At 71.5% G+C, this 19,818-nt stretch carries 22 protein-coding genes; 7 read left to right on the plus strand and 15 right to left on the minus strand.

What is annotated here, in order from left to right:
• Positions 1-108 precede the first annotated feature (108 nt).
• From GT354_RS49635 to GT354_RS49705, 15 genes are all read right to left on the minus strand, one after another.
• A complete protein-coding gene (locus tag GT354_RS49635) occupies positions 109-330 on the minus strand; it encodes a hypothetical protein (protein ID WP_161360391.1) in 222 nt (73 codons plus the stop codon).
• 167 nt (positions 331-497) lie between these two features.
• Complete coding sequence (locus GT354_RS49640; RefSeq protein WP_161360379.1) at positions 498-1,028, minus strand: hypothetical protein; 531 nt, start codon at positions 1,026-1,028, stop codon at positions 498-500.
• 57 nt (positions 1,029-1,085) lie between these two features.
• Positions 1,086-1,811 carry a hypothetical protein gene (locus GT354_RS49645; protein ID WP_161360378.1) on the minus strand — a complete coding sequence of 242 codons (726 nt, stop codon included), beginning with the start codon at positions 1,809-1,811 and terminating at the stop codon, positions 1,086-1,088.
• Between the two features lie 87 nt (positions 1,812-1,898).
• Positions 1,899-3,227: a hypothetical protein gene (locus tag GT354_RS49650; RefSeq protein ID WP_161360377.1), complete on the minus strand. Its 1,329-nt coding sequence runs from the start codon at positions 3,225-3,227 to the stop codon at positions 1,899-1,901.
• A gap of 14 nt (positions 3,228-3,241) precedes the next feature.
• Positions 3,242-3,622: a hypothetical protein gene (locus GT354_RS49655; protein ID WP_161360376.1), complete on the minus strand. Its 381-nt coding sequence runs from the start codon at positions 3,620-3,622 to the stop codon at positions 3,242-3,244.
• Positions 3,623-3,643: 21 nt separating this feature from the next.
• Positions 3,644-4,507 carry a hypothetical protein gene (locus GT354_RS49660; protein ID WP_161360375.1) on the minus strand — a complete coding sequence of 288 codons (864 nt, stop codon included), beginning with the start codon at positions 4,505-4,507 and terminating at the stop codon, positions 3,644-3,646.
• Positions 4,508-4,601: 94 nt separating this feature from the next.
• The gene (locus GT354_RS49665; protein ID WP_161360374.1) at positions 4,602-5,522 is read right to left on the minus strand and encodes a hypothetical protein; all 921 of its coding nucleotides are present in this window, start codon (positions 5,520-5,522) and stop codon (positions 4,602-4,604) included.
• A gap of 52 nt (positions 5,523-5,574) precedes the next feature.
• The gene (locus tag GT354_RS49670; protein WP_161360373.1) at positions 5,575-6,417 is read right to left on the minus strand and encodes a hypothetical protein; all 843 of its coding nucleotides are present in this window, start codon (positions 6,415-6,417) and stop codon (positions 5,575-5,577) included.
• 132 nt (positions 6,418-6,549) lie between these two features.
• Positions 6,550-8,046: an ATP-binding protein gene (locus GT354_RS49675; RefSeq protein ID WP_161360372.1), complete on the minus strand. Its 1,497-nt coding sequence runs from the start codon at positions 8,044-8,046 to the stop codon at positions 6,550-6,552.
• A gap of 2 nt (positions 8,047-8,048) precedes the next feature.
• A complete protein-coding gene (locus GT354_RS49680) occupies positions 8,049-8,519 on the minus strand; it encodes a DUF6238 family protein (RefSeq protein ID WP_161360371.1) in 471 nt (156 codons plus the stop codon).
• 44 nt (positions 8,520-8,563) lie between these two features.
• A complete protein-coding gene (locus tag GT354_RS49685; RefSeq protein ID WP_161360370.1) occupies positions 8,564-10,024 on the minus strand; it encodes an SCO6880 family protein in 1,461 nt (486 codons plus the stop codon).
• A 90-nt stretch (positions 10,025-10,114) separates the two neighbouring features.
• Entirely contained in the window at positions 10,115-11,722 is a 1,608-nt protein-coding gene (locus GT354_RS49690; protein ID WP_161360369.1) for an ATP-binding protein, read from the minus strand.
• Positions 11,723-11,751: 29 nt separating this feature from the next.
• Positions 11,752-12,426 carry a hypothetical protein gene (locus tag GT354_RS49695; RefSeq protein ID WP_346012320.1) on the minus strand — a complete coding sequence of 225 codons (675 nt, stop codon included), beginning with the start codon at positions 12,424-12,426 and terminating at the stop codon, positions 11,752-11,754.
• Positions 12,423-12,731: a DUF6112 family protein gene (locus GT354_RS49700; protein WP_161360368.1), complete on the minus strand. Its 309-nt coding sequence runs from the start codon at positions 12,729-12,731 to the stop codon at positions 12,423-12,425. Before GT354_RS49700 ends, GT354_RS49695 begins: the two co-directional genes overlap by 4 nt.
• Before the next feature lie 107 nt (positions 12,732-12,838).
• Positions 12,839-14,056 (minus strand): C40 family peptidase, encoded by a 1,218-nt coding sequence (locus GT354_RS49705; RefSeq protein WP_161360389.1) that lies wholly within the window; start codon positions 14,054-14,056, stop codon positions 12,839-12,841.
• Between the two features lie 700 nt (positions 14,057-14,756).
• Here GT354_RS49705 and GT354_RS49710 point away from each other — a divergent pair.
• From GT354_RS49710 to GT354_RS49740, 7 genes are all read left to right on the plus strand, one after another.
• Positions 14,757-15,482 carry a site-specific DNA-methyltransferase gene (locus GT354_RS49710; protein WP_161360367.1) on the plus strand — a complete coding sequence of 242 codons (726 nt, stop codon included), beginning with the start codon at positions 14,757-14,759 and terminating at the stop codon, positions 15,480-15,482.
• A gap of 83 nt (positions 15,483-15,565) precedes the next feature.
• Positions 15,566-16,273 carry a DUF4913 domain-containing protein gene (locus tag GT354_RS53140; protein ID WP_202512634.1) on the plus strand — a complete coding sequence of 236 codons (708 nt, stop codon included), beginning with the start codon at positions 15,566-15,568 and terminating at the stop codon, positions 16,271-16,273.
• A 20-nt stretch (positions 16,274-16,293) separates the two neighbouring features.
• The gene (locus GT354_RS49720; protein WP_161360366.1) at positions 16,294-17,052 is read left to right on the plus strand and encodes a hypothetical protein; all 759 of its coding nucleotides are present in this window, start codon (positions 16,294-16,296) and stop codon (positions 17,050-17,052) included.
• A complete protein-coding gene (locus tag GT354_RS49725) occupies positions 17,049-17,510 on the plus strand; it encodes a hypothetical protein (protein WP_161360365.1) in 462 nt (153 codons plus the stop codon). Before GT354_RS49720 ends, GT354_RS49725 begins: the two co-directional genes overlap by 4 nt.
• A 20-nt stretch (positions 17,511-17,530) precedes the next feature.
• Entirely contained in the window at positions 17,531-18,070 is a 540-nt protein-coding gene (locus GT354_RS49730) for a hypothetical protein (protein WP_161360364.1), read from the plus strand.
• 45 nt (positions 18,071-18,115) lie between these two features.
• Complete coding sequence (locus GT354_RS49735) at positions 18,116-18,976, plus strand: winged helix-turn-helix transcriptional regulator (RefSeq protein WP_161360363.1); 861 nt, start codon at positions 18,116-18,118, stop codon at positions 18,974-18,976.
• Entirely contained in the window at positions 18,973-19,818 is an 846-nt protein-coding gene (locus tag GT354_RS49740) for a DUF317 domain-containing protein (RefSeq protein ID WP_161360362.1), read from the plus strand. The genes GT354_RS49735 and GT354_RS49740 overlap by 4 nt, the downstream gene beginning before the upstream one ends.

A 19,818-nucleotide genomic window follows, 5' to 3' on the forward strand; every position in this document is an offset into this window, starting at 1 on the left:
CGGGTGCGGGCGGGGTTGGCGATGAGCTGGAGAGGCCGGCCGCTCTCGGAAGGATCACGGACTGTGTCGACATCGGCGACCGGGCCAACCGGGGCGTACCGTCGGCGCTCACCGGCCGACCGAGGGCTCGGTCCAGGTGCAGGGGATGGTGGGCGACGGGCAGCTCGCCGGCTGCCGAGCAGGCCCGTGCGTCCGCTTCGTACCGGGTTCCGTCGCTCGGCAGGCGCAGCCTGGCGTCTCGTCGAAGCCGGCTTGGAGCAGGATCCGCCGGGCGGCGGCGTTGTAGCCGGTGGTGGTGATCTCGCCGGTGATGGTGTGCCGGATCGTCATGAACGGCTCTGCTGGTGCTTCGTGCAAGGCGGATCTCCTATCGGTGGTGGCGGGAAAGCTCCGGGGCGGGCCTCACCGCCCCGCAGTTACCTGACTCGCCTTTCCGCACGTTCTGGTAGCCGGGTGTACCAACAAGGACCATGGGGTCCTCGCGGGAGGTGGGGTGGTCAGCGCGTGGGGTGGGTCGGGTCCTGGGCTGGGGGGAGCCAGGGCGGAGGCAGCACCGGGCGGGGCGGGGCGGGCGTGTCCGGGGTCGGCGCGGGACGTGTGGCTGCGGCGCGAGCGCCCTCGGGTCCGGTGAGTGCGCGGACCGTCCGTGCCCGGTCGTCGATGCCGGCCCGCTTCGGGGCCTCGGTGGTCTCGCGGACGGGGCGGGGGTTCGTGGCACGTTTGGGGATGGCATCCCACGCCTGGAGATATTCACCGGCGCTGGTGATGAGCTGGGCGGCTCGCGTCAGTTCGACTCGGGCTACACGCAGGCGATCGCGTGCCTGCCCGCCCTGGGGGGCGTCGTAGGTGCCCTTCGCGGCGGTGGCCAGGAGCTTGTCCAGGGCCGCGAAGAGGGGACTGTCGTCGACTGCGGCGAACAGGATGTTCGCGACGTCATTGGGGTCGGCGGCGGAGAGAGCGGTGGTCAGCGCCTGGAGGTCCTCGACGCTCGCGGGCGGGGTACGCGGCTGCTCGTCAGGGGTGGGCACCAGCGGCCTCCTTTCGGGTGTGTGAGGGTGTGCGGGCGGCCGTCCGAGCGCCGCCGGTCATCGGCGCGTACGTGCTGGAGGGCTCGGCCGCGCGACCGTTTCGGCGGGGTTGGGGAGGGCGGTGGCCCGACTGGTGGCGGCGGAGGTCGTGCGCGCGGCGGTGGCTCGGAGGGCGTATGCCGCGAGGTGAAAGTCGGCGGTGGGCGCGGGTTTCGCTTTGGGGGGATTCCACTGCGCGAGGTGGTGTGCGGCGAGGTCCAGGTCCTGAATGGCGGCGGCCAGATGGGTCGCGGCGCTGTGCAGGGCCGAATCGATGGAGTTCCGTTCGGGACCGGGATGGTCTTCGACGCGTTCGCGCAGAGTCAGGACGAGGAATTCGATCCCGCTCAGGGCCCCGTAGTCGTCGTCCAGGAGCGTCTCCACCAGCGCTGCCTGGGCATGGGGATGGGGGCGGAGCGAGACCTGGTGGGCGACGTGGGGGAGGCCGAGATTCGTGTCGAGCGGTTGTTGTACGTGGATGGGCAGATCGCGCAGTTCGCTGTCGACCAGGAGCAGGACGTGGCCCGCGCTCAGCGCGGCGACGGCAGTGGACGCAAGGTCGCGCTCCTCTTGGAACGAGAGCCCCTCACGCAGGGAGAATGCGGATTCGTCGGGGGACCAACGGAATCCCGTGCCCATGAGCAACTTCGCGACACGATCGTCGCGTTGCTCGTCGAAGGAGCGGATGACGATGCTGCCACTCGCGGTGCTGCGATGCATGATCTGGTCGTATTCGATGCTCATGGTCTCCTTTTGTTCCTGACTGTCGCGGGTCGGTGGTACTGCGGGTCGAACCGATGGCGGTGCCGCGGGGCCTGCCGCGGACCGAGCTCATCGCGAGCGGGCGTTGTCTGCCGGGGTACGCGCGGGCTGTGCCGCCGCAGGAGTCGTGGGAGTGGGCGCGACTGCGGCACCTGTCCGGGTGGTCGAGCGTGCGGCTGCCGCTCGTGCGGAGACCGGCGTGGTGAACGGTGTCGCGGCGGGCGTGTCCGCGAGGTGGTCGCTGACGTACAGCAGCGAGTGGCCGATGTTGCCCAGGCGACGGGACGAGGCGGCCAGTTCGGTCGACAGTTCGGCGCCGAGCTCACCCGGGAGTTCCGCGCAGCGCTGGGCGGCCGAGTCGACCAAGCGGTGGGCGTTGGCCAACGGCCCCGTTTGGGAGGTGAGTTGGTCCAGGGCGCGGGAGATGGTCGCTGCGTCGGCTCCCTTTCCCACGAAGGCGTCGAAGGCTTGCGGTTCGACTTCGACCGGGGGCGGCGATTGCTTCGTGGCGGGGGCTGGATCCGTGACGGCTTCGGCCGGCCGGCCGGAGCGCAGGCGGTCGCTGGCCGCGTCGAGGCTGGCACCGACCTGCTCCAGACGGGTTGCCGCGTCGGTCAGACGTTCCGCCAGCGAGGGCCCCAGAGTCGCCACGCGGGCCGCAGACCATGCCGCAGCGGCGCGCAGCAGCCGCCGCAGGGCATCGACGAGGGCCCGCGCGCCGGTCGGCCCGTCGAGGACTTCGGCCACGTCGACCGCCCTGTCCTTTTTCTCGCCCTGCCACGGCTTGTCGGCGTCGAGAACCGCGGAGCGATTCGGTTCGGGCTTGGGATCGGTGAGCGTGCCGGGCAGGATGTGAACGGTGGATCCCGTGGCGCGCAGAACCTGCGTCGCGGCGCGAACACTCTCGCTGGCGGCGACTGGGTCCGTACCGGCTGGCAGCGTGTACACGTCGAGATCCTTGGCGCGGCGGAATCCCGCGACCCCCAGCACCATCGCCGCGTTGGGGTGGTTGTCGGTGAAGGCGGCGGTGATGCCGTCGGTGGGGTGCATCCCGAAAGCGACATCCGCGCCGTGGGCGGTGGTTGGGACTTTGGCCAGTCGAGGAGCCTGGGCCGGGGCGGCGGCGCGCAGGGTTCCCGGTTCGGGTTCGAAGGCCACGTCGGCCGCCACGTCGAGTTTCGCCGCGCGCAGGATCGCGACGGCCTGGGCGGCGCGGTCGGCTTCGGGCTGGTTGCCGGCGGTGAGGGCGTACAGTCCCCGCTCCGCGGTCCGTTCGAAGCCGAGGGCGTTGAGAAGGTGGGCTGCGGCCGGTCGCTTGCTGTGATTGGCGGCGACGATGCCGACGCCGTCGCGGCGGCCGATGACGATGTCGGGATCGGCGACTTCGGTGGGTGCCATGGGCGTTCCTCGGGTCAGCGCCGCGGGGCGTGCGCGGTCGACGTCACGGGATCGGTGGTGAATCGCCTCGGTGGCTGGGAGGCGGCTACGGGGACGGTGTCCGTCGGGGCCGCCGTTGCGGCTGCTGTGAAGCGCGGTTCGGGAGTCGGCGGCAGGTCGGAGCGGACGGGGATGCCGGCTTCGCGGAGGACCGTGACCACGTTGTGGGCGTGTCGCAGGTCGAGAACGTCTTCGTCGGCGTAGTCCAGGACGTGCGTGCCGACTCCCCGGGCGTCGAAGCCGGCGATGTCGAGGAGGCGAGCGGCCAGGGGCGGGGCGTTGTCGGTGGTCAGGGCGACGATGCCGAATTGCGGATGCAGGCCGACTGAGACTTCCGGCTGGGGAGTGGGTGCCATGGGGTTCGTTCCTTCGAGGGGTCAGCGGTGGCGCGGCGGCGCGCTGTGAACGCGCCCCAGTGCCGAGGGCTGGAGGGGGAGGGACGCTGGGACCGGGGAGGCGGTGCTCGTCAGGACGAGCGCGGCGGCGCTGCGTCGGTTCGCGTCGGGGTCGCCGAGGCTGGGATCGCGGCGGATGCGGACGGATTCGCGCGTCAGGTGCCTGAGCAGGTGCTCTGTCGAGGCCGCGGTCTCATCCGTGGGCATCAGGAGGTAGCCGCAGTGGGTCCACGGCCGCATGGCGTGGTCTTCGAGGGCGCGCGTCACGGCCGGGTGCGCGGTGTCCGGGACACGTGCCCGCAGACGGCCGTGTCGGTCGCGGCCGAGGACGACTTCGGTTCCTCCGTCCAGCGCGGCGGCGCGCAGCCGAATGGTCGCGGCTTCGTGTTGCGGCCACCACTGGGTGGCGATCACATCTGCGGCGCGTTCCGGGTCGGTCGGGACGGTGATGCCTACGGGTCCGTTGCCGTCGAAGGCCCAGTCGTGGTCAAGGTTCACGTGGCGCGGGGCGAGCGATCCGGCGACGAAGCGTTTCGGATCGTCGGGATCGCGCACGACGAGGAGTTCGTCTTCGCGCTTGCCGACGAGAAGCAGGCTCTGGCCGGGGGTCCTCAGGAGCGCGTCCCGAAGGCGAGTCGGGCCCCAGGTGCGCTGGGCGAGTTCGGACATGTTGTGGTGGTCGGTGCCGGAGCGTTTGATCGGCAGCCAGCCGAGCACCGCACGCACGCGTTTCCCGAGGGTCTCCAGGGCCTGGGCGAGGTCGTGGTCGTAGGCGGCGTCGCGCTCACGCACGGTGCCGAAGCGTCGTGTCCAGTGGTTCAGGGGCGGGGAACCATCGGCGAGCATGGGGTCCTCCTTTCGAGGAATCGGCGGGCGGGGCCGGGTCGTGTTCTCGTTCGGGCCGTCGACCCTTGGAGCGGTGCCGTCTTCCTTCGGCGCGTCAGCGGCGGCGGGGGGCGGTGGGGGCGCTCGGTGGTCGTGGGCGCGTTGCGCTGCTGGGTGGGGCGGTGCGCCTGTGGGATGCGGTCTTCATCGCAAGCGCGAGAGCGGCGAGGGAGTTCGCTCTCGCCAGGTCCGCGTGGACGACGACGCCGGCTTCGCGTAGGGACCGCACGGTGCGGCGGGCCAGGGGGATGTTGCCGCCGTAGAGGCTGAGCCGGCCCGGTCCCGCGTCTTCGAACCCGTGGTCCCTGAGGATGTCCAGCGCGTGCGGCGGAGTGGTCTCTGTGATGTGGGCGACCGCCATGTCGAACAGCGGAAAGCGGCCGACGCGCACGTGGGGTTCGAGGTTGGTGGGCCCGGTGTCGATGCGGCGCTGCGGAATGCGGTCGAGTCGGTCCAGGGCGGCGTGCAGCGGCGGAAGGAGTCGGGTCTTGATGATTGCCGCTGCTTGTTCGGGGTCGTCGGGAATGGCGACGACCGGTGGGGCGAGGGGGTCGTGGGGCCAGTCGTGCCGGGGATCGGCGCCCCACGGGGCGAGGGAACCGACGATGTGGCGCTCGCGGTTGTCGGGGTCGGGGGCGACCAACAGTCGCTCGACGCCGGGTCCGATCAGGACCGCTGCGTGCGGGCACGGGTACTCGGTGACCGCGCGGACCAGCATGGTTGTTTCCCACACGGTCTCGGCCAGCACGCGGCGGCCGGAGACGAGGAGGCGGCTGGCGTTGGCTTGCCACCAGCCCTGCAGTCGGTCGGCGATGGCGTTCGCCAGGTTGTACAGGGCGGGGAAGTCGGGCTGCTGGTGGTGGCGTTCGTTCTCGTTGCCACGGTTGTCGGGGGTGATGTCGTCTCCGCTGGTGGTCGGGCGCTCCCGGGTGGATGGGGTTGATGCGGCCCGTTCACCGAGCGGCAGAAGGCGCACCGCGACAGGCGGTGGCAGGTTCAGGCGGTTCGGGGCTGGGCCGCGAGCGTGCTCACGCCCGGGGGAACCGACTCGGCCGGGTGGCCGGGGCCGCCTGGGCGGTGGATGCGGAGGGGGTGTGCGGCGCGGCGAGTGTGGTGCCGGCGCTCGTGCGCGTTCCCCGTGGCGGCAGTGAGTGGTCTCGGCGGACGCGGAAGTCGCATTCCTGCAGGTGCTCGACGAGGTGGTTGGCTTGTTCCAGGTCCCAGTCGCGCAGGGCGTAGACGCAGTCGCCATCGGTCGTCAACCCGTGGTATTCGAGGTCGTGCATGAGGTTCCACGGCGCGGTGTCGGTGACGTGGGCGGTGAGTCGGCCGGGGTGCGGCCATGTCCGGTCGATGCCCACGACGACTTCCGTGCCTCCGGCGACCGCGGCCTGTCGCAGCGCGGTGACGGCCGCCTGTTGCTGGGGCAGTAGGTGTGTGGCGATGGCGTCGACGGCCCGGTGCGGGTCTGCCGGGATGCGCAGTACGGCGGGGGCGTGGGGGTCGTGGGTCCAGTCGTGGTCCAAGTTGACGCTTGTGGGGGCCAGGCACGCGACGAGGAAGGTGTCCGGGTCGGTCGGATGACGCACGACCAGGACGTCGCCCTGGCGGCGCAGGCACAGCGTCACCTTCTGTCCGGGAGCGGTTGTGAGGGCTTCGCGCATCTCGTCGGCTCCCCACAGCTCCCTGCCGAGTTCGATCATGTCGGCGCGGTCGAGATTGCTTCCGCCCCAGTGAAAGGGGATCGGCAGTCGGGCGACGGCCACGGACGCGATGGCGTCCAAGGCGTGCCGGAGGCGGGGGTCCTGGGCGGCTGCCTTCTCGGCTGGCGAGGCGTGCCGCACGGAGGCGACGCGGTGGCGGTCGTTCAAGTGACGCTCCTGTGGGGGTGATCGAGGCGAAGCCGGTGCGCGGCGTTCGCGCGGCTGTCGAGGCAGTCGGCGGGGTTCGGCCGGGCTTGGAGGGGATGTCGGTCCTCGTTCCCGGTGAACCCGTGGGGGTTTTCAGTGCATGCGGGCGTCGGTGTCGAAGAGTGTGAGTTCGTGGGGGTGCAGGAGGTGTTGGACGACGAAGCTTCGTCCGGCGACGCGCCACAATCCGCGTCCCTTGACCAGCGCGGACACTGCCTGGGTCTCGACGCTCGTCAGGCCCAACAAAGATGCGGAGGAGGCGAGTTGATCGGCTTCCTGGCGGTAGATGATGCGCGTGCTGCAGTCCGCGAGGAGGCCCTCGGCCAGGGCCCGGCCCTTTGATCCGGCGTCGCCCGCGCTGAGCAGGTCGGAGAGGCGGTGGATCACCATGAGGTTCGAGATTCCCAAGCCTCGGGAGAGCTTCCACTGGGATTGCATGCGCTCCAGGAGGGGGACGTGGCGCATGACGCGCCACGCCTCGTCGTAGACGACCCAGCGGCGGCCTCCGCCGGGGTCGGCGAGCGCGGATTCCATCCAGGCGCTGGCGCAGGTCATGGCGAGGACGAGGGCCGTGTCGTCGCCGGCGCCGCCCAAGCGGGAGAGGTCGATGGACAACATGGGTGCGCGGGCGTCGAAGCTGGCCGTGGATTCGGCGTCGAACATGCCGGCCAGGTCGCCGGAGACCAGACGGCGCAGGGCGTGGGCGAGGTCCTCGGCGGCCAGGCCCAGGCGCCCGTTGTGCTCGCCGAACGCCTCGTCCAGGAGGTCCGGATGGCCGAGGACGTGGGCGACGTCGCCGAGCAGCGGGGTGCGTCCGGCGGTTTGCGCGTTGTTGACCGCGTGGTCCAGGGCGACGTCCAACGCGGTGTGCTCCATGGGCAGCAGTTCGCGGCGCAGCACGGTCTTCGCCAGGGAGTTGAGGAGCAGGAGCCGGCGCTTGCGGACTTCTGCGACCCAGTTGCGTGCGTCGACGGAGGACGGGCGGGCGGGAGCGTCCAGCGGGTTCAGCCGGCCCGGCAGTCCGGGGCCCAGGGCGATGGTGGTGCCGCCCAGGGCGTGGGCGACCGCAGACCACTCGCCCTTGGGGTCGCACGGCACGTAGATGCGGTAGCCGCAGGCCACCGCCCGCACGGCGAGGCTCTTGGCCAGGGCGGACTTGCCCATGCCGATCACCCCGGCCAGCAGGATGTTCGGGTTGGTGAAGCCCTCCAGGCGTTGGTACAGGCTGAACGGGTCGTAGCAGAACGCTCCCTCGGCGTGGAGATCCCTGCCGATGTAGAGCCCTTCGCTTCCGAGTCCGCCCTCGGCGAGGAAGGGGTACGCGCCACCGGCGGTGGCGGTCGTCATGCGGTGGGCGGGGAGGCGGAGTTTGCCGCCGCGGGCGGACGCGGGGCCCGAGCGCCCGGACGTCGGGTAGGTCGGGCCCAGATCCGGGTCGGGGGCGGGGCTGGTGCGGCGCTTCTCGCGGACGGCCGCGCGGCGGGCCCGGCCCTGGGCGCGGTCGAGTTGGGCGCGGGCGGCCTTGCGTTCGGCGCGCGGGGCGGCGGCCGGGGTGAACAGCGGGCTGGCGCTGGCGCGGCGGAGGCTCACCTCTACTTCTCCTTCGTGCGGTGGGCCGGTCCCGGTGCGCTCTTGCGCAGGTCGGCGGGTGTGGCGTGGCGGCGGACTCGGGTCAGGGCGCCGATGTGGCGCTGGCACACGGTCAGTTCCGGTGCGCCTTCGGGGGTTCGGCGGTGGCAGACGTCGCGGTCGGGGGTGGCGCCGTCGGTGTGGGGTGCGTGGTGGTAGGCGTGGTGGAGTTGTTCGGCGGCCTGCCACAGGTGGGTGCGGGCGGCCTTGAGGTGGTCGCCCTCGGCGGCGGCGATCGGCGCGGTGCGGGTGGTGTGTGCGTCGATCAGGTGGTGCAGGGCGATCAGGTGGCCGTGGAGGTCGTCGAGTTCGCGGCGGGTGGCGGCGCCGGTGAGGCCCGGGAGGTCGACGGTGCGGTGGCAGTCGAGGGCGATGGCGGCGAACAGGAGGAAGTTCGATTCCGGCGCGTCTGGCTGCTGTGGGGTGCGGGGCATGGCGTCCGTCTTTCGCGGTGGGGGTGGGTGACGGCGCGTCAGCGTCAGGCGGCGAGGGCGAGGGGCAGGGCGGCCGTGGTGAAGGCTTCGCCTTGCTGCCAGGTGAGGCGGCGCAGGTCGACCAGGGCGGCGACGGCTGCGGTCTCGATCTGCGCACAGGCGGCGTCGAGGTCCTTGCTCGTCTCGGCGCTCACGGTGACCAGTCCGGTCAGGGCGACATCGGCGTGGCCGGCGATCAGTTCGCGTTCGCGCTGTTTGATGTCGGCGTATTCGACGCTGTCCGACTCGCTGTCGACCTGGCCCTTGCGGATGCGCTCGTTGGCGTCGGCGATCACCGTGGCCTTGCGGCGCTGGACGTCGCGCAGCGCGGATTCCAGGCCCTGCGGGGTGTAGACGAGGGAGAGGGTGCGCCGAACCCCGGAGGTGAACAGCAACTGGTGGAGGAACCCGGAGTGGGTCTCGGTGCGCGGCCAGTTCTCGATCCAGAACGTGGCGTGGAAGGCGGTGTCGGTGCGGATGCGGTCCGCCTCCTCGACGACCACCACGGGTCCGGCCGCCGCCGGTTCGGCCTGGGCGCGGCCCTCGTCGGACCAGCGGTCCAGGGCGGTCAGCGACGCGGGGTCGTAGGCGGTGCGCACAACGGCGGCGATCTCTTGAGCAGTTAGCCATCCGTTCGGTATGACCCCTGCCGGTCGCGCGGCCTGGTCGAAGGTGGTGGTCAACTGCGCAAGGACGGCGAAAGCGCCGGTGAGGCCACCGCCGGCCTGGTTGATCAGGCGCCGGGCGGCGGTGAGGTCCAACGCGACGGCCACGTACGCCTCGTGGGGCGCCGCCGCAGGTCCGGCGGCGGTGAGCAGGTCGGTGTAGATGTCGGCGGCGAACGGCGCGTCGGGGTTGCCGTTCTCGGCCCAGTAGCGCTGGAGGGCGTCGCCGCTGGAGGGCACGGTGCGTTCCAGGACCTGGACCCGGGCGATCTGCCCGGTCCGCGCCATCGACGCCAAAACCCGGCCCCAACCGTGCACGTTGTGGTTCTGCGTCGCCGGGTCCAGAAGCGCGAACGCCCTGGAGGCGACGCGAACGACGGCGGTCAGGGTGGCGGCGTGCGGGTCGTGGACGGCGGCGAGTTCCCCGCCGGGGGCGGTGACCACGCGCACCGACGCGGCGGTGCCGGGCAGGTGCAGTACGCCGTCGCGGCGCGGTCGTGAGGCGGGACGGGCGAGCCAGACGAGTTGGCCGCGGGCACGGCGGCGGGCGTAGCGGCCGGCGATGGGTGCCCATTCGGCGAGGGATCGGCCTCGGTGGCGGACGATCACCAGCGCGGCCAGCACGGCCCACAGGGGGATCAGTTTGAGGGCTGTGAGCAGGCCCAGGGTGAGCATGGTGGCCAGGAGCAGGATTCCGATGGTGGCGGCGACGATGAGCTGGGGCCAGGTGAGGCCGAGGAGGACGCCGCGCCGGGAGCGGTGCGGGAATCGCACGGTGGCAGGGGGTTCTTCGAGGGTCATGGGGTGGTTCCTTCGACGGATGGTCGGCGGGGCGGGGCCGTGCCCGCCGCCGCGTCATCGGCGGCGGACACGGCGATCGGGTGGCGTCCGTCAGTCGCCGGTGGGCGGCTTGTTCGGGTAGACCCAGCGGTTCGGCGTCGCCGAACCCTGCGGGGACGGACCGGTGCGACCCGCTCCGGGAGCGACGGCCGGATTGATCGGCGCGGGGCGTCCGCTCCCCGTTGCGGGCGAAGGGGTCGTCCCTCCGGCGCGAGGCGCGGAGCCCGGTGCCGGTGCCGGTGCCGACGAGCCGCTCCCTGTGGGGGCGGGGCGTGAGGGTGCCCCCGAGCGGACCGGGGCGGTGGCCGGTGTCGACCCTCCGGTCGCGGGCGGCGTCGATCCCGACTCGGGTGCCGGCGCGGCGGTGCCGGCGCTCGTGGAGGCGGACACGCCACCGGTGGGCGCGGGCGTCGAGTCAGGTGCGGCTGACGAACCGGACTCCGGGGCCGTGACCGAGGGGCCGGGTTCTCCTGCCCGGCGGATCAGCGGCTGGCCCTGGTCTCCGTCGGACTGCGGCCTCTTGATGAGCGGTTGGCCCTTGTCGCCCGAAGCGCTGGGGTCCTCGCCGAACTTGAACTGCGTCGGCCCGCCGCCGCCTCCGCCACCATCACCGCCTCCGCCGGAGGGGTCGATCCCGCCGAGGACGCCGTCCTTGCCCATGCCGGGGAACTTCAACGGACCTTGCGGGGCGCCGCCCTTGGCGCCGCCGCCCATGGCCATGCCGCCGGCCTTCTGCGCAGCCGCCGCGGCGGTGGACAGACCCGCCGAAGCGCTGCCGTGCAGGTCCTGGCCGTTGCCGCCTTCCCCTGCCCAGTGGATGAACTTGTACGTGATCATCGGGCAGCACAAGACGATCGCCATCACGACGATCCCCGCCATGACGTCGCTCAGGGCCGCCAGGCCGTCGGAGCTGTCCGACTTGCCCATGGCCGCGACGCCCAGCACGAAGACCACGGTCATCAGGAGTTTGCTCACGACGAGCGTTGCGGTGGCCTCGATCCAGCCGCGTCGCCAGCGCCGTGCCGCCTCCCAGCCGCCACCGGCCCCGGCGAAGACCGCCAGCGTGACCATGATCAGGATGGACACCTTGCGGAAGACCATCACGCCCCAGTACAGGAAGCACGCGACGGCGCATCCCAGGGCGACGAGTGCGGCGACGGCCCAGCCGAGCGGGTACATCGATCCGAAGCTGGACACCTGGACGATCCGGCGGATCGACGCCTCGATCGACGAGTCCGCAGCGTCGAACAGCCCGGCGGACAAGGCGTCCACGACGGTCAGGGCGACGGATGTGAAGGCGATCGCGCCGAACTGGAACATGACGCCGATGACGGTGCCGGTGACTGCTTGGGCGAGTGCCTGTTCGTCCCGGCGGAACGCGGCCCGGATGAGCTGGGCGCAGAACGTCCCGACGATCATGACCAGGCCGATGGGCAGCAGCAGCGCGTAGTTGTCGCGGAACCAGCTCGCGTTCAGGTCGACGCGGGTGGTGTTGTCGACGGCGCGTGCGGCCAAGTCGGCGGCGCTGGCGGCGAGTTCGCCCATGCTCTTGGCCATCCACGCGCCGATGCCGTCGGTGATGGCCGCGCCGGTACTGGAGACGACGCCTCCCACCGCGTCGCAGACCTTGTCGACCAAGGGCACATTGCAGACCCCCATGGGGATTCCTCCTTTCTACGTGGGCGGGGTCAGGGCGCGACGTTCGGCGTGATGCCGACGAGGGCGCAGTCCTTGTCCGGTCGGCACTGGACGGCGAGGGTGACCGTGCGCGGTTCCGCGCCGCCGCCCGAGCCGTTCCAGCGGATGGTCTGCTTGCCGGTGACGGTCACCGCGTAGGCGTAGGCGTCGGTGATCCGGTCCGGCTCGGCGTTCAGCGCGGCGGTGAACGCGGCGGGGATGTGGCCTTCCGCGACCTCGGCGGTGGCGTACTGTCCGCCGTCGCGCATCCGCGACCACAGGATCGGATCCGGGACCGCGCGGGCGACGGAGTCCGGGTCGGCGTAGTCCCTCTCGTGCGTCAACCAGCTCTGCAGCGCGGCGAGATGCCCGGTCTGGGTGTCGACGCGGGTGTCGTAGGACCAGAGGTCCTTCGCGAACGCCTTCGCGAACACCACCGGATCCGAGGTTCGGGAGAGCCCCGTGTCGGGGGCCGTCGGAGCTTCCTTGGTGGCGCCCTTGGGCGCCACCGTAGGGCGGCTCGCCGCGTCGGGTCCGCGATGCGAGGGGGCGTCGTCGGTGGTGGCCCAGGCCAGCAGCGCGGTGGCTGCCATCAGGACGAGCAGCACCGTGCTGCCCAGCAGGATGCGGGTGCGCATGTCCAGGTTCGCGCCGTACGTGACGGGGTTCTTCGTGCGGCCCTTCACTGGATTTTGGTGCCCATGGCCGAGAAGAACGTGACGATGCCGTTGGCGCCGCCCAGCAGCAGCGCGGCGCCGCTGCAGATGAGCACGCCCTTCTTGCCGTTGGCCTCGGCCTGGTGGGAGCCGGAATGGTTGCCCCAGGCCCACACGGCGCCGGACACGCACAGGGCGCCGACGATCGCGATGATCCCGAAGAGGTTGACGGAACTCACGACGTCCTTCAGGACGGACAGGCCCGGCAACCCGCCTTCCTTCGGCGTGACGCCCGGGTCGAAGGCGAGGTTCTGGGTCTTTTCGAGCAGCTTCATGAGAACTCCTGGCGCGATGCGCGATGAGAGGGAGGAGTGCCGCGGCAGAGCGCCTGCGGCGAGAGATCACGTGGCCCCTGGGGCGGCGCGAGGATGCTGTGGCCGGGTCAGCCGACGACGATGCGGCGGGCCGCGAGGATCTGCGGCTTCCACGCGGCGATGGTCGCGATCCTGGTCACGTCGCCCGTCTTGGGCGCGTTGACGATCAGACCGCCGCCGATGACCATCCCCACGTGTTCGGGGACGGCGGCGGTGCCGCGGGTGAACACGAGGTCTCCGGGGCGCAGGTCGGCGACGGTGACGGCCGTGCCCTCGTTGACCTGGGTGTACGTGGTGCGGGTGAGCTGGACGCCGGCCGCCGCGTAGGCCCGCTGCATGAGCGAGCTGCAGTCGCAGCGACCCATCGGGTCCGGGCCGCGCGGGTCCGTGCAGGTGCCGCCCCACTGGTAGGGCGTGCCGAGCTGGCCCAGCGCCCAGCGGATCGCCGTCTGCACGGCGGGCGGCGCGTCCGTGGGGATCGCGTAGCCCTCGGGCAGCGCCCCCGCGGGGATGGTTCCGAACCCCGAACCGTCACCACCGGCCCCGGAGCCGGCGGTGGAGGTGCATCCCGCCAGGCCGGCCCGAGCCGGCGGCGGGGGTGGTGCGGCTGGCGTCGAGGGCGTGGTCGACGACGGTGTGGTCGCGGGGGCGGGACTGATCGGCGGTGCCGGGACGCCCGGGGTCGGCCGGTCGATGGGGTTGACGGCGACGGGCAGCGCGGCGGGGTGGGCGGGCGTCGTTCCGATCTGGGGCAGGACTCCTTCGATGGCCTTCTGGAGGGCCGTGGCCAGGGGTTCCCATTTGTCGTACGCGTCGGGGAATCCGGATTGCTGGACGGTCTGTGCGGCCTGACCCAGCGTCAGTTGCTCCCAGCCCTTGACCTTCTTGAGGGCCGCGTAGAACTTCGTGCTGGAGTAGACCGGATCCATGATCTGCTCGACCGAGCCCCAGCCCTGAGAGGGGCGTTGCTGGAACAGGCCGACCGAATCCCTGTCCCCATAGGACAAGTTGATCAGCGTCGATTCCTGCATCGCCACGGCCAAGGCGATGCTCTGCCCGCGGGCCGAGACTTTGAGGGCCTGACCGGTGGCGACGATCGTCTGGGCGTTGGGGATCTGCTCGCGCGGGTTGGCCAGTTGCGGGATGTGCACGTTGCCGCTGAGGCCGGCCAGGATGCGTTTGACCTCCTCGGCGATCGCCGCCGAGTCGACCGCGCCCTCCGCCGAGGTGTTCGCACACTTGGCCGAGGCGGTGCCCGACAGCGCGATCACGATCGGCGCGATCATCACCAACGGCGACAGGGCGATCGCCCCGACGATGAGCCCCGCCTTCTTCACGGACGACCCTCGCGCATCCGACAGGGCCAGGAGTGTCGCTGCGCCCGCGAGATATCCGGGGGCGGTATCCGTTTCGATTTCATCACGCCTCGATTCATTGGCGGGCGCGCACCGCTTTCGGTTTCCGGTTGCGGCGCGCACCCGACTTCGTCCGGAGACCCGGTGTTACCGCACCGGGAATCCGATTCACCCCGCCTGGACACGGGGCAACACGCGGGCGTCGATGTGAATCCCACCATTTACGCCACGCTGTTCCGCAGATCGATCGGCTTCGCGCCTCACGGTCGGAGAACGCCCCGGGTGTCGGGGTCTTCCTTGGAACACGACCGGAGACTAGACCCGAGTCGTGACGCCGCAAAATCGTGAGGATTCACGAGTCCCGTGTGAATCAATGAATACGGACGGCACGGCATGGCGCGGCATTCCCCGACATTCCACAGGGTCTCTGCCTGCATGTTTGTTCCAGTCGACGCAGCTCCCGGGGGTCGTTCGACGATTCTGCGGCATCCGTGTGCCGCACCGGCGGAATCGGGAGAACGATTTTGTGGCGTCACACATCGGGTCTAGTCTCCGTTTCCCATCGCCGGTGCGGATTGATCTTCACGACCCCGGGATGGCCTCCTCCGTATTTCGAGAAAGGCTCGCGCCTATGCCCTACGCCCTGCATCGAGGTGACGCTTTGAGCGTTCTCTCGGGGCTCCCCGACGAAAGCGTCGACGCGCTCGTCACCGACCCTCCGTACAACTCCGGCGGGCGCACGAGCATGGATCGGACCACGCGCAGCGCGCGGTCCAAGTACACGTCCGAAAAGGGTGGGCTCCCGGATTTCGGCGACGAGAACAAGGACCAGCGCAGTTTCACCAGGTGGATGACGGAGATCCTGCGGGAGTCGTATCGGGTCACGGTTCCCACGGGCACCGCGATCGTGTTCATCGACTGGCGGCAGTTGCCGTCGCTCACGGACGCGATGCAGATGGCCGGGTGGACGTGGCGCGGCGTCGCCGCCTGGCACAAGCCCGCGAGCCGGCCGCAGAAGGGCCGGATCAAGCAGTCCTGCGAGTTCATCGTGTGGGGCAGTAAGGGGGCCGTCGATGCCTCCAGGAACCCGGTCTATTTGCCGGGGTTGTACACCGCGTCCCAGCCGCGCAAGGACCGCAAGCACATCACGCAGAAGCCGCTGTCGGTGATGCGCGAGTTGGTCACGTTGTGCCCGCCCGGCGGCGTGGTCCTGGATCCGTTCGCGGGTTCGGGCACGACCGGGGTCGCGGCCCTGATGGAGGGCCGCCGGTTCATCGGCGTCGAGTACTCGCCGCAGTACGCCGACATCGCCGAGGCACGACTGGCCGAGGCCGCCCAGTACGAACTCGCGGCCTGACCCCCGAGCGGCCGGGTCGAGCCCCGGCCTCAGGATCGACCCGGCCGCCTGCCCCCGCCCCGCCGAGAAAGGGCCATTTCCTCATGACCGAACCCGACTTCGAGCCTCTGTCACCGGGACTACTCACTGCCGACACCGACACCGACACCGACACCGACACCGGCACCGACGTCGCGCCCGATCCGGGCGCGGGCTCGGTCGCGACCGAGGAGGTCGCGACAGAGGAACTGTGGGCGATCATCGACCGCCTGACCCGGGAACTCCTCGCACAGCGCCAGGTCTTGGACCATCTCTCCGTCGCGAACGAGGACTCCGACGACGCCGCACCCGAACCGTCGAGTGCGGACGGCGCGGGGAGCGAGACGAAGCCGAAGACCACGTCGATCTGCATCCTGGCGTTCGACCCTCCGCAGTACACCGCCGAGCTGGCCGCGCTGCGCATGTGGGTCGAGGACCTCCTGCTCCCCGTGTACGGACGGGAGATCAGCACCAACCGGCCGTGGTGCGCGAGGTGGCAGGAACACCCGGAGGCGGTGGTGCGCCTGCACGGCCTGTGGCTGGCGTTCCAGCAGCTCACCGACGCCGAGGCCGGCCTCACCGGGCCCGCGACGTGGCACCGCGACCACCTCGACCCCACCCTCGCCCAACTCCGCGACCCGGGCGGCCCGTTCGGCGCGTGCACCACCAACGCCGCCCGCCCCAACCACCGCCTCCTGACCGGCCCCGCCGGCGCGCCGGTGGCCGCCCTCGTCCCCACGCCCGGCCTCGTCGACCTGCCGTCTGCGGCCTGAACCCGTCCGAAGGGAGTTTCGTGTACGACTTCGACCTGGAGGACTGGACACCGGCCGACGACGAGGCGGCCGAGGCGATCGAGGAGTTGTGCCTGCACGCGCCCGACCTGCTTCCGGTCTCCGCGCAGATCGACGCCAGTGAACAGTTCCTGGCGCTCGGCGACCTGGCCGCGCCGTGGGCCCCCGGCGGCTACCCGTGGCTTCGCGTGGTGCATATCGCACGGGATCCACTGACGGCCACCGCCCGCGTCGAGCACGCACAGGCCGCCACGCTCGCCCTCGCCGAGGGTTGGCTTCTGGAGCGCGGCGCCGATCCCGACCGGCTGGTGCGCGATCCCGACCAACTCGCACCCGCCGACCCGCAGACACACGAGATCGAGGGCCGCACGCGTGAAGCCGGCAACCGGCTCCGCGTCCTGGAGCACTCCAGCGACTACGACACCGACCAGAGCGCCGAGACCTGGGTCGTCATGCACGACGACCAACCCGTCGATGCCGAGCTGCCGTTCGTGGTGCAGATCGAACAGGTGCTGCGCGACCCCTGGCGCTACTCGGTGCGCGAAGGGCGCTTCCCCGACCGGGACACGGCCGTGCGATGGCTCACCACACGCGAAGACCCCCTGTCGCAGGCGACCCCCGTCGACCCGGTGGGCCGCTCACAAACGGCGGCGGCCCGCAGCCGCACCGCAGCGCCGTCGGGCCCGGGACCGACCGGACCGACCCTTGCCCATCCCGCACGGTCGGCGGGGACGGCTCCGACCACCGGGCCCGGTCGATGAGCGTCGTGCGGTGGGGATTCAACGCCCTGCCCGAAGCCATCGAGGACCTGGACCGCATGCCCCGCGACATCCGCGCCGACGCCCTGGCCCTGGTGCACGACGTCATGCGCACCCACATCCGCGGCCCCCGACTCGACAACCACCAAGCCCGCGAACTCGACGGCTGCCGCAAGCTCTACGTCGGCCCAGCCGCCGACTGGCGCGTGGTGTACATCGAAATGCCACAGCCTCCGGGGCCCCGCGACCACCAGGACATCGTCATCGTCGCGGCCGGCCCACGCGCCGACCTGAGCGTCTACGAAGCCGCGGCGGCACGCCTGCGGACCAACCACGCCGGCAACGACCGCACCCCGCAGGCCGCCCGCGCCCGCTCCTCGCACGCCGGCCCCGCACCGACCACGCCGACCGCGCGCGTTCCCGCTGCCGCGCCCTCACCACGCCCGGCACCGCGCCGCTGAACCACCCGTACGAGGACCCCATGGACAAGGAACTCCCCCCGCCCGGCCCCCTCCTGGGAACCCGCGTCCTGGACGAACTCCTGGGCCCGGACGCTCTGGCCACACTGCGCCACCGGCACCACGAGAACCCCGCGCAGGAACAGATGGCTTCGCTGATCTTCCACTGCGCCCTCAACCTCAACACCCGCGACCTGATCTTCCGACAGGTCGCGCACGCCGCCGCGAACGCCCTGGCGGCTATGGGCACCGACGCGGAAACACCACCACAAAACACGTCGGGAGTGGCCACCGCACGGATCGAATTCCTGGCGGGAGAACGCGAACAGGCCCGCCACCACCTGTGCCTGCTCATCGGCGCCTACAACGCCTGCACCCCACCACCACCCCCGGAGCACGGGCAACGCAGGACTCACGAAATCGACCCCGAGCACCGCGCGCTGTCGATCGTGCCCACCCCTGCCGAACCCGCGACCCACCGGACGGCCCAGCCCCCCGTCCCACCGTCGACCACGGCCGCCGGCGCCCAGGCCCCCGACCTCGGCCGACGCCGGGCCCGCTGAAACCGAACCCGCCCCCTCCCCACCGCACCTGTCAAGAGGACCGTCATGCCCACGATCACCTCCCCGCTCGCCGACGAACACACCGAACGTGCCGTGGCGATGCTCAACCCGCGCTGGTCGACCTGGGTCCTGCAGACCATGGCCCAAACCCCGGGCGAACATCTGCGTACGGGTGAGGTGGCCCGCGCGCTTCCGTGGCTCTCCGTCAGCCTGGTGTCCCAGCGGATCGCCCGCCTCGCCCAGGACGGCCTCGTCGAAGCCGCCACCCACCAGGGCCGGCACTCCGGCTACCGCTTGACGACGGCGGGGCGGTCGCTGGAGCCGGTGCACACCTCGCTCGCCGCCTGGTCGCGCGAACACCTCGCGCACACCGGCCCGCTCCCGCAGGCGGAGGCGGCCGAGCAGACGCTCGCCGCGTTGCGCAACCGCCACACCCTCCCGATCCTCCAAGTCCTGCGCGACCGGGACCTGGTCAGGTTCGGCGACCTCAAGCAGGCCGCCCCCGGCCTTCAGGACGCCATGCTGGGCCTTCGCCTGCACCAGCTCCAGGACGACGGCCTCGTCGCCCGCACCGACGGACATCGCGGCCAGTACGCGCTCACCGAACGTGGGCGAGCCCTGGACCCGGTCATCGGCGACCTGACCGTCTGGGCCCACCGGCACATCGCTCCCGCCAACAGCCCCTCCCCGACCGCCGTGGCACTCACCGCCGTCCGGACGTCGGCCCGTCCGACCACGCCGCCGAACGCACCTGCGCACGACGCGACCCGATCGGCGGCGACCGGCCGAAGCACCGTTCACGTCGCCGTGTTCGCGGTGACCTTCTCCCACCCCGGCGACACCCTCGGCCCCGGCCCGGCCACCCCCACCGTCGCCGGACCCCCGCGCGCCGGGCAGCGCCGGTGACGCCCGAGGAACTGGACGCCCTCACCGCCCACGACGACCTCGAAGAGCTGTTCGTCTCGCCGCGTCACCTGGCCGGGTCGCGCGCCGACGGCGACGAAGCGATCAAGCCCTTGCTGGACGCGGGCTGGTCCCACCGGTACGACGATCTCGGGAACGTGTACGTCGACTCGCCGTGCATGAGGGTACGGGTGGCCTTCACGCCCGAGGGCGAGGACATCGGACTGTGGCACGTCACCGCCGCGACCCTGCCGATGCACTTGCCCAGGTGGAAGATGGTCGCCGACGCGCGGGTCCCCGTCGAGGCCGTCGCCGCCTTCACCACCGCCCTGGCCGCGAGTGTCGCGGCAGACGGCGAGGAGTTCCTGGTCGCCCCCTTGGGTGCCACGCCGGGCTGGTACCCGCTCTCCGAGGCGGGCTGGCGCGAACGCATCGACGACGCCCTGGCCGAGTTCGTCTCTCCCGAGGGTTTGGCCCACCTGGTGTGCAATCGCTCCCCCAGCTCCTACGCGGGAGAGATGTCGAGCGGTCCACACGCGTGGGATCTGGAGATCGGGGGCGGTCGATATCGCGATCACGCCACGTTCACCAGCGACACCCCCGCGCACCTGATCGCCGCCTTCACCACGGCCCTCGCCGATCCGACGCCCGTGCCCCGCACCCGACGCGAACTCCCGAAGGAGTACCTGCGGCACCTGACCGCGACGCCCGCCGGGCACGCGCCTGCCCGCGCGAACGCGGCGGCGAGCCGCACCACCACAAATGCCCGGGCCGCGCCGCCCGTGGCCGCACACCCGACCGGAGCGGTCGCCGCGGCTCCGCATCGCACGACGGCGAAGCGATAG

It is taken from the genome of Streptomyces sp. SID3343 (genome assembly GCF_009865215.1).
Classification (GTDB): domain Bacteria; phylum Actinomycetota; class Actinomycetes; order Streptomycetales; family Streptomycetaceae; genus Embleya.

Coding starts and splice junctions, on each gene's coding strand:
- GT354_RS49635 (WP_161360391.1), bottom strand. CDS start 330: ATGACGATCCGGCACACCATCACCGGCGAGATCACCACCACCGGCTAC.
- GT354_RS49645 (WP_161360378.1), bottom strand. CDS start 1,811: ATGAGCATCGAATACGACCAGATCATGCATCGCAGCACCGCGAGTGGC.
- GT354_RS49650 (WP_161360377.1), bottom strand. CDS start 3,227: ATGGCACCCACCGAAGTCGCCGATCCCGACATCGTCATCGGCCGCCGC.
- GT354_RS49655 (WP_161360376.1), bottom strand. CDS start 3,622: ATGGCACCCACTCCCCAGCCGGAAGTCTCAGTCGGCCTGCATCCGCAA.
- GT354_RS49660 (WP_161360375.1), bottom strand. CDS start 4,507: ATGCTCGCCGATGGTTCCCCGCCCCTGAACCACTGGACACGACGCTTC.
- GT354_RS49680 (WP_161360371.1), bottom strand. CDS start 8,519: ATGCCCCGCACCCCACAGCAGCCAGACGCGCCGGAATCGAACTTCCTC.
- GT354_RS49685 (WP_161360370.1), bottom strand. CDS start 10,024: ATGACCCTCGAAGAACCCCCTGCCACCGTGCGATTCCCGCACCGCTCC.
- GT354_RS49690 (WP_161360369.1), bottom strand. CDS start 11,722: ATGGGGGTCTGCAATGTGCCCTTGGTCGACAAGGTCTGCGACGCGGTG.
- GT354_RS49700 (WP_161360368.1), bottom strand. CDS start 12,731: ATGAAGCTGCTCGAAAAGACCCAGAACCTCGCCTTCGACCCGGGCGTC.
- GT354_RS49705 (WP_161360389.1), bottom strand. CDS start 14,056: ATGATCGCGCCGATCGTGATCGCGCTGTCGGGCACCGCCTCGGCCAAG.
- GT354_RS49710 (WP_161360367.1), top strand. CDS start 14,757: ATGCCCTACGCCCTGCATCGAGGTGACGCTTTGAGCGTTCTCTCGGGG.
- GT354_RS53140 (WP_202512634.1), top strand. CDS start 15,566: ATGACCGAACCCGACTTCGAGCCTCTGTCACCGGGACTACTCACTGCC.
- GT354_RS49725 (WP_161360365.1), top strand. CDS start 17,049: ATGAGCGTCGTGCGGTGGGGATTCAACGCCCTGCCCGAAGCCATCGAG.
- GT354_RS49730 (WP_161360364.1), top strand. CDS start 17,531: ATGGACAAGGAACTCCCCCCGCCCGGCCCCCTCCTGGGAACCCGCGTC.
- GT354_RS49735 (WP_161360363.1), top strand. CDS start 18,116: ATGCCCACGATCACCTCCCCGCTCGCCGACGAACACACCGAACGTGCC.